This is a genomic window from Paeniglutamicibacter sp. ZC-3 (assembly GCF_025847175.2).
Classification (GTDB): Bacteria; Actinomycetota; Actinomycetes; order Actinomycetales; family Micrococcaceae; genus Paeniglutamicibacter; species Paeniglutamicibacter sulfureus.
This window is the reverse complement of the sequence record NZ_JAOYTG010000014.1, coordinates 1-17,957: the sequence shown is the minus strand read 5'-3', so window position 1 is coordinate 17,957 and position 17,957 is coordinate 1. Positions and strand designations below refer to the sequence as shown.

Genomic DNA, 17,957 nt, shown 5'->3' with positions numbered 1-17,957 from the left:
GTGAGGTATGGGCACCCCGCAAGGGGAAAAGAACCCATCTTCAGCGACCGAAAGGAGTGAATTCCTCGGTCGCTGATGTGTCACCTGAGCAATGATGGAGGACACCATGGAGATGACGATCAACGGACGCAATGTCAGTGTTACGGATCGGTTCCGCGAGTACGTCGACGAGAAGATTGACAAGGTCGACCAGCTTGCGACGAAGATCCAGCGCTTGGACATCAAGGTCACCAAGGAGCAACACGCCCGCAACGCGGACACTGCTCTGACCGTCGAATTGACGGTTCTGGGCCGTGGCCCCGCGATCCGCGCCGAGGCCAAGGCAGCGGACAAGTTCGCCGCCTTTGACACCGCGTTTGCAAAGCTTTTGGAGCGTTTGCGCAAGGCCCGGGATCGTCGCAAGATCCACCACGGACGCCAGACCCCGACGGCCGTCCACCAGGCCACCAGCAACCTGGAGCCCGCCAACAGCACGCTTCCGCTGCACGAATCGACGCGCCTGGCCCAGCAGGAAGAAGAAGCCCGGCTGGCCGCGGAAGCCGACCAAAACGGCGCACCACCCATTGAAATCCGGCGCAAGGTCTTCCCTGCGGAAACAATGAGCGTCGATGACGCGGTAGACCGCATGGAAATGATCGGCCACCCCTTCTACCTCTTCGTGGACGCGGCAACCGGGGCACACTCGGTCGTGTACGCCCGCAAGGGCAAGGGCACCCAGCAGTACTCCTACGGAACCATCACCCTGGATCCGGACGCCACCGACGAGGCGACCCTGGAGACCCGCCGATACCGCGACCCGGAACCGGCAACGGCCAACGCCTAGCATCGCGGGACCTACGATGGGTTCATGAGCAGGATTCTTTCCGCATCGCAGGCCCGCCGCATTGCATTGGCAGCCCAAGGGCTGCATCGGGTCCGGCCCACCGCACCGATCAACCTCGGTGCGGTGGGCCGGACCTTTGCGCGTCTGGAACTGATCCAGATCGACTCGGTCAACGTCCTGGCCCGCGCACAGTACCTGCCGATCTTTTCGCGGCTGGGCCCTTACGCCCCGGACCTCCTGGACAGGCTCGCGGTGAGACACCCGCGGAAGGTCGTTGAATACTGGGCGCATGAGGCCTCCCTGGTGCGCAGCGAGCATTTCCACGACCTCGTGCCGTGGCAGCAACGCTCCTGGCCCGGAAGCATGAAGACCATCGACGAAGAGGGGCGAGTGCTGGCGCACCGGATCCTGGAGTTGCTCGCGCAGGGATCGGCGCTGACAGCCCGGGAAGTCGCCGCCGAACTCGGCCATGAACATGTCAAGGACCAGGAATCCTGGGGTTGGAACTGGTCCGCGGTCAAGCGCGCCCTGGAGGCGTTGTTTGCGGAGGGAATGATCAGCACCGAGGGCCGCAACGGTGCCTTTGAACGCCGCTACACCTCACTGCACCGGGTGTTTCCCGAATCCCGGGCACCCGCGACGGAGCAGGAACGCCGATGTGGGATGGAACGGCTGCTGCTGGCTTCCGCCAAGGCGCACGGGGTGGGCAGCATGCACTGCCTGGCCGACTATTTCCGGTTGCCGCTGCGGCAAAGCGCCGTGGCGCTTGAAGACCTGGCCGGGCGCGGTGCGCTGGAACGCGTGGGCGTCCAAGGGCTGAAGGACGCATTCTATGTGCTGCCCGGCACCGTCGTTCCGAGGGCGGCGACCGGCCGGGCCCTGTTGGGACCTTTTGACTCGATGGTGTTCAACCGCCGACGCATCGAAAAGCTGTTCGGGTTCACTTACCGCCTGGAGATCTACACGCCCGAGGCCAAGCGCGTCTACGGATACTACGTCCTGCCGTTCCTGCTGGGAGAGCATCTGGTTGCCCGGGTCGATTTGAAGGCGGACCGGGCAAACAAGCTGCTCTTGGTCCGCGGGGCCTTCGCCGAGCCCGGCGCGCCAGCGCAGACAGCGGACGAGCTTGCAGCCGAATTGCGGCTCATGGCCCGGTGGTTGGGGCTCGATGGAGTGGTGGTTTCGGCACGGGGGAATCTGGCAGCAGCCTTGGAGTTTTCACTTAGCTCGCCCGATTCCAGCTAAAAGCCACAGGTGAGAGCATTCCCTCACGTAGACTGAACACGCCAGAATTCCTGTGCTTGAGATTTGGGAGCTGCCTCGTGGCATCACTGCTTGAACGTATCCTGCGTACCGGCGACAAGAAAACGCTGAAGACGTTGCGAGGGTACGCTGACGCCATCAACGTGCTTGATAGCGAATTCCGTGCCCTGTCCGATGCAGAGCTGCGTGGTGAAACCGACAAATTCAGGGCGCGCATCGCCGACGGCGAGTCCCTCGACCACCTGTTGCCCGAGGCGTTTGCCGCGGTCCGTGAGGCCGCCGACCGAACCTTGGGCATGCGCCACTTCGACGTCCAGCTCATGGGCGGCGCAGCCTTGCACCTGGGCAACATTGCCGAAATGAAGACCGGTGAGGGCAAGACCCTTGTCGCAACGGCGCCGGCTTACCTCAATGCCCTGAGCGGCAAGGGCGTCCACGTGGTCACCGTCAACGACTTCCTGGCCGAATACCAGTCGGATCTCATGGGACGGGTCTACCGCTTCCTGGGGTTGACCAACGGCTGCATCCTGTCCAATCAGGACCCGGCGATGCGCCGCAAGCAGTACGAAGCGGACATCACGTACGGCACGAACAATGAGTTCGGCTTCGACTACCTGCGCGACAACATGGCCTGGAGCTCCGACGAGCTCGTCCAGCGCACCCACAACTTCGCCATCGTCGATGAGGTCGACTCGATCCTCATCGACGAGGCACGTACCCCGCTGATCATTTCCGGGCAGGCCTCGGGCGACGTGAACCGTTGGTACACCGAATTCGCCAAGCTCGTCACCCGGCTGTCCCTTGACGTCGACTACGAGGTCGATGAGAAGAAGCGAACCATCGGCGTGCTGGAACCGGGCATCGAAAAGGTCGAGGACTACCTGGGCATCCACAACCTCTACGAGGCCTCCAACACCCCGCTGATCGGGTTCCTGAACAACGCGATCAAGGCCAAGGAACTGTTCAAGAACGACAAGGACTACGTCGTGATCAACGGCGAGGTCATGATCGTCGACGAGCACACGGGTCGTTCGCTTGCAGGACGCCGCTACTCCGAGGGCATGCACCAGGCGATTGAGGCGAAGGAAGGGGTGGAGATCAAGGCCGAGAACCAGACGATGGCGACCGTGACCCTGCAGAACTACTTCCGACTCTACGAAAAGCTTGCCGGCATGACCGGTACGGCCCAGACCGAGGCCGCGGAATTCATGGGCACCTACAAGCTCGGCGTGGTGGAGATTCCCACCAACAAGCAACTGCTGCGCAAGGACCAGGCCGACCTGATCTACAAGAACGAGATCGCAAAGTTCGACGCGGTCGTCCAGGACATCGCCGAACGGCATGCCACCGGGCAGCCGGTGCTCGTGGGCACCACCAGCGTTGAAAAGAGCGAGTACCTGGCGCGGCTGTTGGCCAAGCAGGGAATCCGCCACGAGGTCCTGAATGCCAAACAGCATGCCCGTGAAGCCGCGATCGTTGCGCAGGCGGGCAAGAAGGGCGCGGTCACCGTCGCCACCAACATGGCCGGTCGCGGCACCGACATCATGCTTGGCGGCAATGCCGAGTTCCTGGCCGTCGCGGAGATGGAACGCCGTGGGCTGGATCCGGAGACGAACTCCGAGGAATACGAACGGGTCTGGGACGACGTCTTTGCCGGTGCCAAGGAGCAGGTGCAGGCCGAGGCCCAGGAAGTCACCGACGCCGGCGGACTCTATGTGCTGGGCACCGAACGCCACGAATCCCGCCGCATCGACAATCAGCTGCGCGGCCGTTCCGGGCGCCAGGGCGACCCCGGCGAGTCGCGTTTCTACCTGTCGATGACCGATGAGTTGATGCGCCGCTTCAATGCCGGCGCTGCCCAGCGGATCATGAACAATCCTTCGATGCCCGACGACGTGGCACTGGAATCCAAGATCGTTTCCAAGGCCATCGAGACTGCGCAGGCCCAGGTGGAAGGCACCAACGCCGAGCAGCGCAAGAACGTGCTGAAGTACGACGACGTGATGAACCGCCAGCGCGAGGCCATCTATGGCGACCGCCGGCGCATCCTCGAGGGCGGGGACCTGCATGAAAAGGTTGCGCACTTCCTCGAAGACGTGGTCAAGGCCATGGTCAGCGAGTCCACCGGCGAGGGCCATGCCGAGGACTGGGACCTGAAGCGGCTCTGGGCGAACCTCAAGCAGCTCTACCCGATTTCCATCACCCTGGAAGAGGTCGCCGAGGAGGCCGGGCACCACGACGCCATCACCCCCGCACTGCTCGAACGCGAAATCCTCTCCGATGCCCGCTTGCAGTACGCGGCACGCGAGGAGGCCGTCGGCCACGAAAACATGCGAGAGCTCGAACGACGTGTGGTGCTTTCCGTCATTGGCCGCAAGTGGCAGGAACACCTCTACGAGATGGATTATCTCAAGGAGGGCATCGGCCTGCGTGCGATGGCCCAGCGCGATCCGTTGGTCGAGTACCAGCGCGAAGGCTTCCTGATGTTCCAGACCATGATGGAGTCCATCCGCGAGGAAAGCATCGGCATGCTCTTCAACATCGAGGTTGAAACCCGGCAGGCACCCGCGGTTTCGCTGCCAGGTGTCACCGATGCCCGTTCCATGACCAACGAACCGGTCCTGAGCACCCCGGGGCTCGAAGCCCCGGCGCGCCCGTCCACCCTGCGCTACACGGCGCCGGAGGAGAGCGGCGAGGCGGCCACGCACATCGAGCGCACGCCAGGTGCCGAGGCCACGAAGCCGGCCGATGGCAAGAAGAAAAAGGGCAAGCGCCGCTAACCGATTTCGAGGGCGGTAACCTGCCAGCGTCCGTGCCACCGCTCTATTCGTAGGGCAGTGGCACGGACTTTTTGCATGTCCCGCAGGATCACTGCGGCCTCGAAGACCAGCGGCAGGACCTGGGTGATGCGCATGCGCATGACCCGCGGATTGGAGTACGTGCAGTCAGCGGGGTCTGGCCGGTGAATCGCACCCAGACGCATGTGCTGCTCCAGCTTGTCCAGGCAATTCGGGCTCAGGGCATGGTGTAGTTGGCGCACGGGACGGGCACCTGCCAGCACTTCCAGGACCGCAGGTGCCGCCGCATGGACGACTGCCGCCACGGATTCTTCCAGGCCCAACAGCGCGTTGGTGGGTGGGAATAGCTGTTCGAGCACCACTCTTACCGCAGGGTTCGGGGTCCGCGCCGGATAGTCCTCCTCGGACTCGCAACCCAATTCCGCGGGGGAGTTCGCTTGGCGATCTTCGGAGGACACCACGCCGCGCGGCGGCGACTCGGGGCCCGGCTCGGGGCTGAGGCATCGCCGTGGACGAGATCCGGCTCCAGCGCGCAGCGCTTCGGGGAACCGCCTGACCTCGATGGGCGGTGCCGTTGCATTGCCTGGCGTTGCAAACACGTTCTCGTGCAAGAGCAGCGGCTCGGCGTTTGTTGTGGAAGGCGTAATCGCTGTGGTGGTCATAAGGGGCTCCTGGTGTGCGGGCAAGTTGTCGGTAGGGGTGGCGAACCTGCAGGTCAGGATCGCAGTGATGCGCTTAGGGGTGCCTGAAGCACCATACCGATGTAAAGCTTGTTGGGGTCCGGGCCAATGAGCTGGCGGTTGGCCTCGTACCAGCGCGGCCAGGATGCGGATATTTCCTCGGCGCTGGCACCTTCCGGCAGGTTTCGGGCGGCGATGGACCAGAGGCTGTCGCCGGGGCTTACCACCACTTCAGTGGCGGGGCGCGTGTTGCCGCCCCCGACGAGCCGTTGCATCTGCAACGGGACCCGGTGCGGAATCCATCCCGGGCTGAGCAGCTCTGTTTCGCCGGGCGGGACCATCGCTTCGGGCGGCAACTTCACGGCCTCGTGGACAGGGAGTGTCCCGGGGGAGGTTTCCGGCTGCATTTGCGGCAGTGCGGGGGCTTCAGCGGCAATGGCGGTGGCGGCACCGGCAGGTCCGGCTGCGAGGGAGCACGTCGCCAGCACCAGCGATCCACCCAGGCCCGCAAGTGCCAGCCGGGCAACGAATGCAGGGACGACTCCGGCCAGGATCGCTGCTTGGCGCCGGTGGCCGCAGGCATATGCCAGACGGGCCACAAGTGCTAGTCCGAGGCAGACCAGCAGCCAGGCGAGCACAAGCCCGCCCAGAAGGCCCAGGACAAATCCGGTGAGTTGTTGCAGCGACGTCGCATCGAGCGTCGTCCCGGTGAAGGAACGCGCATCCAGGGAGCGCCAGATTCCCGCACTCGCCCCAAGCATGCCCAGCGACAGGCAGGAAATGCCGGCGAGGGACAACGTATCGCGGATGCCTTGGGTGACCATGCCGATCTCCTTAGATGTGATTTGATGCCATTTGATGTTGTTTGTAAAAGTATGATGGCACTTCATGATGGAGGAAGCTAGGGGGTAGGCGGAAAACTTTTGAGCATCTAGGGTGTGCTCATGAGATGGGAAGCGCTCTTCGCAGATCTTGAAGCGGAATTCGGGGCCGAGGCTGCCCGGGAGCAGAACAGCGAGATCCAGGAATTCGTGCGGATCGAGCGTGCACGGCAGTCCCTGATGCAGCGGCTGGCCCGGCACGTGGGCACCCGCATTGACGTGCAGCTGCTGGGCGCCGAACGCATCGGTGGACGCCTGGCCGGAATCGGCAAGGACTGGCTGATGCTCCAGCACGGAGGTAGCGAGGAACTGATCCCCGTCCAGGCGGTGGCCTGGTGGGCCGCACTCGAGGCGGGAAGCGCGCCCGAGCCGGGGGAGCGGCGGGTCAGATTCTCCCAGGCCCTTCGCGTGCTGGTGCGCGACCGGGCCCGGGTCAGCGTCGGTGGGATTGACGGCCAGCTTCTGGCCAGCGGCACCCTGGACCAGGTGGGTCAGGACTTCCTCGAGGTGGCACTGCATGCCCGGGACGAGTTTCGCCGGCCCGGCGCGCTGTTGGGCAGGACCGTGATTCCATTCGCCGCGCTGGCCAGGGTGCGCCGCGAGGGCTGAGCGACCGGCCGCCAGTTATCCACATTGTTACGCAGCCTGCTGTTCACCGGTCGCCGCCGCGGCGTAGGGTGGCCCACAAGGACCGAAAAGGGACCAGTGGTCCCGGGGTTGGAGCATTCCATCCATCGTGCGCACCGGACAACGGACGGATGTCCGCGCACGGGGAGATGGGCGGCGGAGGGTGCAGTGGGACATGGACAAGGCACACGATCAGGTTTCCGCGGCGGCGGGCCGGCTGGGCAGACCGAGCTGGAAGGATCCCCGGTTGTTGCTCGGCATTCTCATCGTGCTGGCTTCCAGCGTAGGGGTGGTTGCCCTGACCAGTTCGATGGACCGCACCACGCCCATGTACTCGGCCAAGTCGGACATCTCGCTGGGCGAGGAAATCACCGCTGACAAGCTCCACGTGGTCAACGTGAAGCTGGACGCGCTGGAAGCCGGCTACGTGCCGGCGGATCCCGGAATGTTGTCCGGGACGCGGGCCAACTCCCTGATCCGCGCCGGGCAGCTGCTTCCGCGCAGCGCGCTCGGGCTGAACGACGGCACCAACCGCCGCCCGGTCTCCATCGACTTGCCCGACGCCCTGCCTTCTGCCATCACCGCCGGTGCACATGTCGATGTCTGGGTGTCACTGAAGGACCGCTCGGCCAACGCCTATTCGCCACCCACCCTGCTGCTGCCCGCCGCGGAAGTGACGGCACGCACCGAACGCGCCACCGGATTCGGCGGCACCGCCGGGACCTTGGTCGAGATCCTGGTGGTGGACACCGGGTTGGCGGACCTGCTCGAGGCCATGGCCAACGATGCCCGCATCACAGTCGTCTTCAATCCAGGAGCCAGTGCCTCATGAACATTTCCGTGGTGGTGCACGGGGACGACGGTGTCGTGGTGGACAAGCTGGAAAGCCACCGCGGCGTCCTCACGGTTGCCCGCAGTTGTGCGGAAATAGCCGAAGTGATCGCGCTGTGCGAAACCGGGCTCGCCGATGCGGTCATCCTGGCCGGTCCGGCGGAAGAGGTGGATACGCAGGATATCGATTCCATGATCGAGCGCGGCGTTCCGGTGGTGGTGCTCTGCGACGACGTTGCGCAGGGCCAGCGGTTGCGTGCCGCCGGTGCCTACGTGTCGCCGACCGGAACGCCGGCGGCGGAACTGGGCATCCTGGTCACCCGCGCCCGTGCCGAGCTTGGCCACCGCGAGCGCGGACCCGACCCTGCCCACGCCGGCGAACCGGCGAACGGGACGACGGGGAAGCGCGCCCGCGTCGTGGTCTTCTGGGGTCCGGTCGGGTCTCCTGGCCGCTCCCTGGTGGCGTTGAACTACGCGGTTGAATGTGCCTTGGGCGACGAGGACGTGGTGCTGCTGGATGCCGACACCTACGGAGCGTCCCAGGCGGTGCAGCTGGGCCTGCTCGACGAGGCAGCGGGCATAGCCCAGATTTGCCGCACCGTGGATTCGGGCAGGTTCGATGCGACGAAGCTGGAGCGAATCTGTGCGCCAGTGGTGATTGCCGGTGCCCGTATGCGCGTCGCCACCGGGCTGCCGCGGGCCAGCCGGTGGCCCGAGCTGCGCCCGACCGCGCTGCGCCGGGCGGTGCTTGCCCTGCAGGAAGGCTGCGACACCATCGTCGTCGACGTCGCGGCTCCGCTGGAACTCGACGAGGAACTGTCCTTCGACACCGCTGCCCCGCAACGCAATGGCGTCACCGCGGCGATGCTGCGCGTTGCCGATGAAATCTACGCCGTCGGCGCGGCCGACAGCATCGGTGTGCCCAGACTGATCCGGGCGCTGGAGGAATTGCACGAGGTGCTGGGGGAGCTGGAGATGAAAGTGGTCTTCAACAAGGTCTCCGCGGCCAATGTTGGCGCCTCGCCGCGCCAGGCCCTTGCCGAGACATGGGAGCGCTTCGGACCCGAGATCCCCGTCGCGGCCTACCTGCCGCACGACGCCGCGGCGGTCGACGCCGCCCTGCTGGCAGGCAGCGCCCTAGCAGAAATCGCCCCGCATTCCGGTCTCCGCGTGGCGATCGCAGGCCTGGCCGGGCGTCGAATTAGGGCCAAAACGCCGCTTCTGCGCAGATTTACCCCCTCGATGTGACGTCCGTAACCCGGCGGGATAGTGTTGTAACACAAGCGTTGCGCAATGGAGCGAAACGCAAACTCGATATCCACGGAGGCGTTCTTTTGAACACGTCGGAGTCCAGCATGTCCGAAACTTTCATCGCTGAGACACTTACGCCCGATTTGGTAAACACTTACTACGGGCAGTTGGCACAAGAGGACGAAGCGGGCTATTCGCCGCAGCAGCTCGAAGCCCGGGTGGCTGCCCACCTTGACGTGGGGTGGCAGCGGGCGTCCAAGACCGCCGGTGTTGCTGTCACCCGGCACGGCGCGACCGCCATGGTCTACGTGGTCACCGACGACATGCCGTTCCTGGTCGACTCGGTCACCGCCGAGATCGTGCGGCAAAAGATCGCCATCAACGTGGTCGTTCACCCCACCTTCCTGGTGACGCGCGATGCATCCGACGGACACATCACCACCTTCCACACCGTTTCCGCCAACAGCCACCTGGCCAGTGGCGACACTGCGGCAATGCCGTCGATCTCCGCGCTGGTCGCCGAAAACAGCGACACCGCCATCGAATCGTGGATTTCCGTTGAACTGGGCGGGGACCCGAGCGACGAGGCCGTCTCCGACCTGGTCGCCGGGCTCGAACGGATCCTGAAGGACGTGCGTGCGGCCGTTGAGGACTGGGTTCCGATGCGCAACAAGGTGCACGAGATCGCCGATTCGCTGGCCAACGTCACGGGGGCCGAGGACATCGCGGACCTGAACGCGGCCGTGGACCTGCTGCACTGGCTCGACGACGGCAACTTCACCTTCCTGGGTTACCGCGAATACGACCTGATCACCGAGAACAACGAAGACGTGTTGCGCCTGCAGGTCGAGTCCGGCCTGGGGCTGATGCGCAACGCGGTACCTGCAAGCGGCCTCCAGCACCTGACCAAGCGCGGCCGGGCCATGGCCCGCGACAAGCGCGCCTTGGTGATCACCAAGGCCAACTCCCGTTCCACCGTGCACCGCGGGATCTACTTGGACTACGTGGGCGTCAAGCGCTTTGACGCCGAGGGCAACGTCAACGGCGAACGCCGTTTCATCGGCCTCTTCGCCTCCAGCGTCTACACCTCCTCGGTACGCAGCGTCCCGGTGGTCCGCGAGAAGGTCGAGGCAGTGCTCAAGCGCGCCGGCTTCGCCCCCGACTCGCATTCCGGCAAGGACATCGTCACGATCCTGGAGACCTACCCGCGCGACGAGCTCTTCCAGATCTCAGTGGAGGACCTCACGCACACCGTGCTGGGCATCCTGCGCCTACAGGAACGCCGCCGCACTTCGCTCTTCCTGCGCCCCGACGTCTACGGGCGCTTCATGTCGGCACTGGTGTACCTGCCTCGTGACAGGTACACCACCGGCGTCCGCCTGCGCATCGAGAAGGAGCTGACAGCGGCGTTCAACGCCGAGTCAATGGATTTCGAGGTCCGCATGAGCGAATCCTCGCTGGTCCGGCTGTTCTACCGGATCCGCCTCCAGCGCCACGGGCTGACCCCGGTGGTGGACCGCGCGGCGCTGGAAACCCGCCTCGTTGCCGCCGTTCGCTCGTGGTCAGAGGGAATCGCCGTGGCCGCCAACGAGCGCTACGGACCCGAGCAAGGCACCGAGCTGGCCGCCCACTGGGCCGAGGCCTTCCCCGCCGCGTACCGCGTCGAGTACGAGGTCGAGGACGCCTTGGTGGACATCGAGCGCTTCGGGCTATACGAAAAGCCCGGCCACACCGGGCCGGTGGTGAAGTTCTTCGTCCCCGAGGAGGACGAGGACTCGGAGATCAACGCGCGGATGAAGCTCTACCTCACCGCGCCGCTCTCGCTCTCGAAGATCCTGCCGGTGCTGCAGAACCTGGGCCTTGAGGTCATCGACGAACGCCCCTTCGCCGTTACCCCTTCCCGCGCCGAGGACCGCTACCTCTACGATCTGGGCCTGAAGTTCCCGGCCGGAATCGACCCGCTGGCCGCCGAGCCGCTGCTCGCCCAGGCCTACGGCGCCGTCGTCACCGGCGAGGCCGAGTCCGACCACATGAACCGCCTGGTGCTGCTCGAGGGCGTGTCCTGGAGGCAGGTCGCTCTGCTGCGTGCCTACTCGAGGTACCTGCACCAGCTGGGCGTCTCCAACTCGTACACCTTCATGTCCGACGCACTGGTCGGCAACCCGGAGGTCACCCACGGAATCATCGCGCTCTTTGAAGGCACCTTCAACCCTGCCCTTGGCGCCGAGGAATCCGCCCGGGAGATCGAGGCTGCCCACGCGGTGCTTGCCGAGGCCCTGGAAAAGGTGCCGACGCTGGATGCCGACAAGCTGCTGCGCCGCTTCGTGAACCTCATCGAGGCCACGCTGCGCACCAACTACTACACCGACCCGGCCGCGCTGGCCTTCAAGCTCATGCCCGGGAAGATCACCGACGCACCGTTCCCGCGGCCCAAGTACGAGATCTGGGTCTGCTCCCCGCGCCTCGAAGGCGTGCACCTGCGCTTCGGCGAGGTTGCCCGCGGCGGGCTGCGTTGGAGCGACCGACGCGAGGACTTCCGCACCGAGGTGCTGGGCCTGGTCAAGGCCCAGATGGTGAAGAACGCCGTGATCGTGCCCACTGGCGCCAAGGGCGGTTTCTATGCGAAGCAACTGCCCAACCCCGCCGAGGACCGCAATGCCTGGCTGGAAGAGGGAAAGGCCGCCTACCGCACCTTCATCCGTTCGCTGCTGGAAATCACCGACAACCTCGTGGTGGACGAAAACGGCGAACGGGTCGTACCGCCGGCCAACGTGGTGCGTCTTGACGGGGACGACACCTACCTGGTGGTCGCCGCCGACAAGGGCACCGCCGCCTTCTCCGACATCGCCAACGCGATCTCCGCCGAGCGCGGCCACTGGCTGGGCGACGCCTTCGCCTCCGGCGGCTCGGTGGGCTACGACCACAAGGCCATGGGCATCACCGCCCGCGGCGCCTGGGAATCGGTCAAGCGCCACTTCACCGAGTTCGGCGTCGACACCCAGACACAGGAATTCACCGCCGTCGGCGTGGGCGACATGTCAGGGGACGTGTTCGGCAACGGACTGTTGCGCACCCGCACGGTCAAGCTGCTGGCGGCCTTCGACCACCGCGACATCTTCCTGGACCCGCACCCGGAGCCGGGTGCCTCCTTCGACGAACGGGCGCGGCTCTTCGAACTGCCCCGTTCCTCCTGGGCCGACTACAACAAGGAATTGATATCCGCCGGCGGCGGGGTGTACTCCCGGGCCCTGAAGTCCATCCCGATTTCCCCCGAGGTGCGCGAGGCCCTGGGCCTGGGCACCACGGTCAGCTCCATGGCACCGAACGAGTTGCTCAAGGCCATCCTCGGCGCTCCCGTCGACCTGCTCTACAACGGCGGCATCGGGACCTACGTCAAGGCTTCCGGCGAATCGCACGCGGAGGTCGGGGACCGCGCCAACGACGCGATCCGGGTGGACGGGGCGCAGGTCCGGGCCCGCGTCATCGGCGAGGGCGGCAACCTGGGCATGACCCAGCGCGGCCGCATCGAGGCGGCGCTTCACGGGGTCATCCTGAACACCGACGCCATCGACAACTCCGCCGGCGTGGACTGCTCTGACCACGAGGTCAACATCAAGATCTTCGTTGACCGCATGGTCGTCGCCGGGAAGCTGGCGGCCTCGGAGCGCGCCGACTTCCTGCAGTCGATGACCGACGAGGTCGCCCGCCTGGTGCTGAAGACCAACTTCGACCAGAACGTCATGCTGCTCAACGACAAGCAGGAGCTGGCAGCCATGTCCCCGGCCTACGAACGGCTGATGGATTGGCTGGAAGAACACGCGGAGCTGGACCGGGACCTGGAGTTCCTGCCCTCTGCGGCGGTGCTCGAGGAACGTCTGGCCGCCGGCGGCTCGCTGACCACCCCTGAGCTGTCGGTGCTGGTGGCGTACGCGAAGATCCAGCTGGCAGGCGCGCTGGCCGCCAGCGACCTGCCCGATGACCCGTACTTCGCCGCCACCCTGCGCAACTACTTCCCGGCACAGCTGGCCGAGCGCTTCGGCGCGGAGCTGGCGAACCACCCGCTGCGCCGGGAAATCATCGCCACCGTGGTGGCAAACGACATGGTCAACATCGGCGGCACCACCTACGCGTTCCGGGTCATGGAGGAGACCGGTGCCAGCGAGGCGCAGGTTGCCAAGGCCTTCGTGGCCTTGCGCGAGATCTACTCCTTCGATGATGAGATCGGGGCAATCAACGCGCTGCCGGCATCCTTCGACGCCCAGCACTGGTGCCGGCTGCACTTGGATATGCGCCGGCTGCTGGATAGGGCCACTCGTTGGTTCATCCACCATGTGGACCGCGACGAGCCGGTCGACGGCGCCATTGCGTCACTGGCCCCCACCGTGCGGTCGCTGCGCCCGGTGGTCGGTTCGCTGCTGCGCGGGGCAGATGCCGAGCGCGTGGCCAGGTGGAAGGCCGAGGGAAAGGGCTGGGGGCTCGACGACGCCCTGGCGACCCGCTGGGCCGGTCAGTTCGAGACCTTCGTGTTGCTGGACATTGCCGCCCAGGCCAAGCGCAGCGGTACAGACGCGGTCGAGCTGGCCAAGGTGTACTACGTGCTCTACGACCGCTTCGGCGTTGACTCGCTGCTCGAGCGAATCACCGCGTTGCCGCGCGACGACAGGTGGAAGGCGCTGGCCCGCGCGGCCCTGCGAGACGACCTGTACTCGACGATCATCGACTTCACCCGCGACGTCGTGGCGGCCACGGACGGAACCGAAACCGACCCCGCGGCGCGCGTGGGTCAGTGGTTGGAAGCGAACGCGGCTAATCTTGATCGTGCACAGAACATGTTCGCGGAAGTGAACCGGCTGGAACGCGATGATATGGCGTCCTTGTCGGTGGCTTTGCGGCTGTTGCGTTCCATCGTACGGAGGTAATCCTTGGCCATCTTCACGGACCAAATTCGAGAGTCGGCCGATTTTGGTCCTGGGGATGAGGATTGGATCCACCTCCTGGTGGGGGACTGGCAACTCATCGCGGACCTGGCGTTCGCAGACCTGGTGCTGTGGTTTCCGGTGGAGGGCACGTACAAGGCCCTGGCCCATGTGCGTCCCTCCACCTCGCACACCGTCTTCCACACCGACTTCGTGGGCGAACGGATCCGCAAGGACCTCAAGCCGCTGGTCGAGCAGGCCTGGCGGACCCAGGACATCGTGCGCTCCGATGCCGGCGCGCCCTCGGCGGGGGAGCACTCGATGCTCATCGAGACTGTTCCCCTGGTCCGCAACGGGCGCACCCTGGCGGTGCTTTCCGTGCACTTCGACCTCGCCGGATCGCGCATGCCCTCGCGGCTCGAGCTGACCTACAAGCAATGCGCCGAAGACTTGCTGCGGATGTGCACCCGCGGGCTGTGGCCCGACTTCGCCACGCCCACCGGGTCCCGGCGCGGAGCCCCGCGCGTGGGCGACGGATTCATCCGCCTCGATGCCGACGCCGTGGTCCAGTACGCCAGCCCGAACGCCGTCTCGGCCTACCGCCGTTTGGGGGCGGCCGCAACGCTCGAGGGCAAGTCGCTATCGGAGGCGACGATGTCCCTGGTCAGCGACCGCCGGCTGATCGACGAGTCGCTCCCACTGGTGGTTTCGGGCAAGATGCCCTGGCGCACCGAGATCGAGTCGATGGGAGTGACACTGTCGCTGCGGTCGATCCCGCTGCGCAACGCCAAGGGGCGCTACGGCGCGCTGGTGCTGTGCCGCGACGTGAGCGAGCTGCGCCGCCGCGAGAAGGAACTGGTGTCCAAGGACGCCACGATCCGCGAGATCCACCACCGGGTGAAAAACAACCTGCAGACCGTCGCCGCGCTGCTGCGCATGCAGTCGCGCCGGATGAAGTCGGAGGAGGGCCGCCAGGGCCTGGACCAGGCCATGCGCCGGGTTGCCACGATCGCCGCGGTGCACGAGACCCTCTCGCAGGGGTTGAGCGAGAACGTGGACTTTGACGAGTTGATTGACAGGCAGTTCCGGCTGATCGTGGAAATCGCGTCGCCGGGCCAGAAGGTCAAGACCGAGCGGACCGGGGCCTTCGGGCAGCTGCCCGCGGAGTTGGCGACCCCGCTCTCGCTGGTCATCAACGAACTGGTCACCAACGCCGTGGAGCACGGACTGGCCGAGCGCGACGGCACAGTGGTGTTGGACGCCGGACGCCGGCGCAACGCCGTGGGCGCGGACATCCTGAGGGTAGCCATCAGCGACGACGGGGTGGGTCTGCCTCCCGAACCCCGCACGGAGGGCCTGGGGCTGCAGATTGTGCGGACGCTGGTCACCAGCGAGCTCAGCGGCAACATCCACTGGGAGGACCGCACAGGGTCCGGCACCCGTGTCGTCCTCGAACTACCGGTCGCAGCCAGGCGCTAAGCGCGGCACGGGCACGGCAAAAGACGGGTGTGGCCCGGTTCCGAGGGAACCGGGCCACACCCGTCTTGCTGACCGGAAGGCTAGTTGAACTTGTTCCGGTGGGCCATGACGCTGGCCACGTAGTTCTTGGTGTCGGCGTACATGCCATTGCGTTTTACGCCGGTGGCACCCTGGTAGTAATAGGCGATGCCCATTTCCATGGACGGCGCGTTGCGCTGGTGCGAGCGAATGATCGCCACACCGGCGGTGACGTTGTCTTGCGGGTTGAGAAGGTCGAGCTGGCGTCCAACCAGTCCCTCTGCCCATTCGCCGGCCGACGGGATGACCTGCATGACGCCCACGGCGTTTGCCGGGGAGACCGCATTCATGTTGAATCCGGATTCCTGGAAGGCGTGTGCCATGGCCAGCGCCGGATCGACACCCATCTGCCGGGCGGTGCTGGCGATCATCGACTGCATGGCTGCAGGGGATGGAAGGTCCCGGGAAAGCAGCTCGCGCTTGTTGTCGTTCGCCGAACCCACCACGTCCGACTTGTAGGTGCGGCCCAGGAAGGAGTTGCCTACCAACGGCTTGGAGCTGGTGGGGTTGACGCCGGAGGACTGCGGGGCGGCGGAGCCGCCGCTGTTGACCTTCAGGGTCCGGCCGATCTTCAGCACGGTCGAGTAGGTGAGACCCGGGTTCAACCGCAGGATGGTGTTCAGCGGCGTCCCGGACTTCAAGGCAATGTGCCCGAGGGTGTCGCCGGAAACCACCTTGTAGCTGGAGCCGCCGGACTGGGACTTGGGCGCGGAGGGCGCAGCCGCCCTGGACGGCGAAGACGAAGCGGAAGAGGATGAGCCGCTGATCTTCAACTTGTCACCGGGACGGATGATGTCGCCGTTCGACAAGTTGTTCAGCTTCATGAAGGCGGAGACCGACATGTTGTGCCGGATCGCGATCATGGAGGGGCTGTCGCCCGACTTGACGGTGTAGGTGCCCTGCGAGCCGCCGGAGTTGGCGCTCGGAGCAGCCTTGGCAGAGCCTGTGGAACCGGTTGATCCAAAGCGAAGCGTCTGGTTGACGTAGATGGTGTCGTTGGCAGGGTTGCCAGCAGCGGTGCGCACCGCGGAAAGGGACACGCCGAGCTTCCTGGCAATCGATCCCATGACATCACCCTGGGCAACCTTGTAGGTCTGCGCCTTGGCGGACGACCCATTGCTGTTGGACGAAGCCTTGGGTGATGACGCCTTTGAGGAGCCACCGCTCAGACGCAGGACTTGGCCGGGCTTGATCAGGTCGGAAGAGAGCTTGTTGAATTTCTTCAGGTCACTCACCGAGACGCCTGTACGAGCGGCAAGATGGGAAAGGGTGTCGTTTTTCTTGACCGTTGCGGTTCCACCCTTTTTTGCGAGGGGGATAACCGATCCGGGAACGTGGGCCGCGACCAAGTGAGCGCTGATCCGTGCCTCTGCAGCCTTCACCATCGCCGGGGTGGCGAGCTTCGGCTGGAGGGCGTCACGGGTGGGCAAGGGTGCCGCCTGGGCCGGGATTGCTAGGGAACCAAGGACCACCGCCGGGATTGCCGCCGTGGCGACGGCGCTGCCAATGGCTCTGACGCGATTGTTATGTGCAAGGGACATGGAGCGATCCTTTGGGTTGGGGCAAGGACGAATCGTTCGGTCGCAATTGAACGCACACGACTGTGGCCTATGTGCGTTATGTGACTCATGGTGCGGTTGTGACTATTGTGAATTTACACCACGACATGGCAATTGTGAAAGATCCCACGACGAAATCATTCATATGGCTCCAGAATGACGCGCACATGTGGCACGCTGGAATGGTGAGCAATCTTGAGAATCTTGTGGCCGAATGGCTGCCCCTGCCCGACCTGGCCGAAGCACTGGACGTTTCCATCAAACGAGTCCATAGCCTGATCGATGAGCGCGCAATCATTGCCGTTCGAGTGGGGGAGCGCAACATCCGCAGCGTCCCCGCTGCCTTCCTCCTTGACGGGGCCATTGTCGACAGCCTCAAGGGCACGATCTCTGTGCTCAAGGACTCGGGCTACGAAGACCATGAGCTCCTGGTGTGGCTTTTCACCCCGGACGAGTCGTTGAACGGGACTCCCATGGATGCACTGCGGGCAGGACGCAAGACCGAAATCCGTCGTCGCGCCCAGGCTCTGAGCTGGTAGCCAGAGCAAGACGTCAGGTGTTTGGCCAACGCACAGACACTGCACCAAAGGCGAAGGTCCCTTCCGGAGAAACCGGGGAGGGACCTTCGCCTTTGGTCTACCTGGGCCCTAATCTGAAGTTACGACAGACAGAACGCCAGGATCCCCGGATTGTCGGGGATCCTGGCGTTTTTGGTTCCGGTTCTCTGGCTACTTTCTGTGGTTTTTGATGTGGTGGTCGATGAGGTCCATG

Annotated in this window: 12 protein-coding genes; 9 read left to right on the top strand and 3 right to left on the bottom strand. The window is 65.1% G+C overall.

The window, feature by feature from the left end; translation table 11 throughout:
* Positions 1-106 precede the first annotated feature (106 nt).
* The 3 genes from hpf to secA all read left to right on the top strand — a co-directional run bounded on the left by hpf (position 107) and on the right by secA (position 4,866).
* On the top strand, positions 107-823 hold the full coding sequence (gene hpf, locus OIU93_RS14060; RefSeq protein WP_264270704.1) for a ribosome hibernation-promoting factor, HPF/YfiA family: 717 nt from the start codon (positions 107-109) through the stop codon (positions 821-823).
* Between the two features lie 24 nt (positions 824-847).
* Positions 848-2,068 carry a winged helix-turn-helix domain-containing protein gene (locus tag OIU93_RS14055; RefSeq protein WP_264270703.1) on the top strand — a complete coding sequence of 407 codons (1,221 nt, stop codon included), beginning with the start codon at positions 848-850 and terminating at the stop codon, positions 2,066-2,068.
* Positions 2,069-2,145: 77 nt separating this feature from the next.
* Positions 2,146-4,866 carry a preprotein translocase subunit SecA gene (gene secA / locus OIU93_RS14050; protein ID WP_264270702.1) on the top strand — a complete coding sequence of 907 codons (2,721 nt, stop codon included), beginning with the start codon at positions 2,146-2,148 and terminating at the stop codon, positions 4,864-4,866.
* Here secA and OIU93_RS14045 read toward each other — a convergent pair.
* Both OIU93_RS14045 and OIU93_RS14040 read right to left on the bottom strand, forming a co-directional pair.
* Positions 4,863-5,546 carry an Rv3235 family protein gene (locus tag OIU93_RS14045; protein WP_264270701.1) on the bottom strand — a complete coding sequence of 228 codons (684 nt, stop codon included), beginning with the start codon at positions 5,544-5,546 and terminating at the stop codon, positions 4,863-4,865. The two genes, secA and OIU93_RS14045, sit on opposite strands and share 4 nt — an antisense overlap.
* Positions 5,547-5,599: 53 nt before the next feature.
* The gene (locus OIU93_RS14040) at positions 5,600-6,388 is read right to left on the bottom strand and encodes a LysM peptidoglycan-binding domain-containing protein (protein WP_264270700.1); all 789 of its coding nucleotides are present in this window, start codon (positions 6,386-6,388) and stop codon (positions 5,600-5,602) included.
* 120 nt (positions 6,389-6,508) lie between these two features.
* Between OIU93_RS14040 and OIU93_RS14035 the strand changes: the two genes are divergently transcribed.
* From OIU93_RS14035 to OIU93_RS14015, 5 genes are all read left to right on the top strand, one after another.
* On the top strand, positions 6,509-7,054 hold the full coding sequence (locus OIU93_RS14035) for a hypothetical protein (protein ID WP_264270699.1): 546 nt from the start codon (positions 6,509-6,511) through the stop codon (positions 7,052-7,054).
* A 193-nt stretch (positions 7,055-7,247) separates the two neighbouring features.
* A complete protein-coding gene (locus tag OIU93_RS14030) occupies positions 7,248-7,904 on the top strand; it encodes an SAF domain-containing protein (RefSeq protein ID WP_264270698.1) in 657 nt (218 codons plus the stop codon).
* Complete coding sequence (locus OIU93_RS14025) at positions 7,901-9,151, top strand: chromosome partitioning protein (RefSeq protein ID WP_264270697.1); 1,251 nt, start codon at positions 7,901-7,903, stop codon at positions 9,149-9,151. Before OIU93_RS14030 ends, OIU93_RS14025 begins: the two co-directional genes overlap by 4 nt.
* Before the next feature lie 107 nt (positions 9,152-9,258).
* Positions 9,259-14,073, top strand: coding sequence for an NAD-glutamate dehydrogenase (locus OIU93_RS14020; RefSeq protein ID WP_264270696.1), 4,815 nt, complete (start codon positions 9,259-9,261; stop codon positions 14,071-14,073).
* 3 nt (positions 14,074-14,076) lie between these two features.
* Positions 14,077-15,549 carry a sensor histidine kinase gene (locus OIU93_RS14015; protein WP_264270695.1) on the top strand — a complete coding sequence of 491 codons (1,473 nt, stop codon included), beginning with the start codon at positions 14,077-14,079 and terminating at the stop codon, positions 15,547-15,549.
* 80 nt (positions 15,550-15,629) lie between these two features.
* On the opposite strand, the gene OIU93_RS14010 is transcribed toward OIU93_RS14015, so the two are convergent.
* On the bottom strand, positions 15,630-17,168 hold the full coding sequence (locus OIU93_RS14010; RefSeq protein WP_264270694.1) for a LysM peptidoglycan-binding domain-containing protein: 1,539 nt from the start codon (positions 17,166-17,168) through the stop codon (positions 15,630-15,632).
* A gap of 200 nt (positions 17,169-17,368) precedes the next feature.
* Between OIU93_RS14010 and OIU93_RS14005 the strand changes: the two genes are divergently transcribed.
* Positions 17,369-17,725 (top strand): Rv2175c family DNA-binding protein, encoded by a 357-nt coding sequence (locus tag OIU93_RS14005; protein WP_264270693.1) that lies wholly within the window; start codon positions 17,369-17,371, stop codon positions 17,723-17,725.
* Positions 17,726-17,957 lie beyond the last annotated feature (232 nt).

What these genes read in the sequence shown, in the direction of transcription:
- hpf (WP_264270704.1), top strand. Translation starts at nt 107, where the DNA reads ATGGAGATGACGATCAACGGACGCAATGTCAGTGTTACGGATCGGTTC.
- OIU93_RS14055 (WP_264270703.1), top strand. Translation starts at nt 848, where the DNA reads ATGAGCAGGATTCTTTCCGCATCGCAGGCCCGCCGCATTGCATTGGCA.
- OIU93_RS14045 (WP_264270701.1), bottom strand. Translation starts at nt 5,546, where the DNA reads ATGACCACCACAGCGATTACGCCTTCCACAACAAACGCCGAGCCGCTG.
- OIU93_RS14040 (WP_264270700.1), bottom strand. Translation starts at nt 6,388, where the DNA reads ATGGTCACCCAAGGCATCCGCGATACGTTGTCCCTCGCCGGCATTTCC.
- OIU93_RS14035 (WP_264270699.1), top strand. Translation starts at nt 6,509, where the DNA reads ATGAGATGGGAAGCGCTCTTCGCAGATCTTGAAGCGGAATTCGGGGCC.
- OIU93_RS14030 (WP_264270698.1), top strand. Translation starts at nt 7,248, where the DNA reads ATGGACAAGGCACACGATCAGGTTTCCGCGGCGGCGGGCCGGCTGGGC.
- OIU93_RS14025 (WP_264270697.1), top strand. Translation starts at nt 7,901, where the DNA reads ATGAACATTTCCGTGGTGGTGCACGGGGACGACGGTGTCGTGGTGGAC.
- OIU93_RS14020 (WP_264270696.1), top strand. Translation starts at nt 9,259, where the DNA reads ATGTCCGAAACTTTCATCGCTGAGACACTTACGCCCGATTTGGTAAAC.
- OIU93_RS14010 (WP_264270694.1), bottom strand. Translation starts at nt 17,168, where the DNA reads ATGTCCCTTGCACATAACAATCGCGTCAGAGCCATTGGCAGCGCCGTC.
- OIU93_RS14005 (WP_264270693.1), top strand. Translation starts at nt 17,369, where the DNA reads ATGGTGAGCAATCTTGAGAATCTTGTGGCCGAATGGCTGCCCCTGCCC.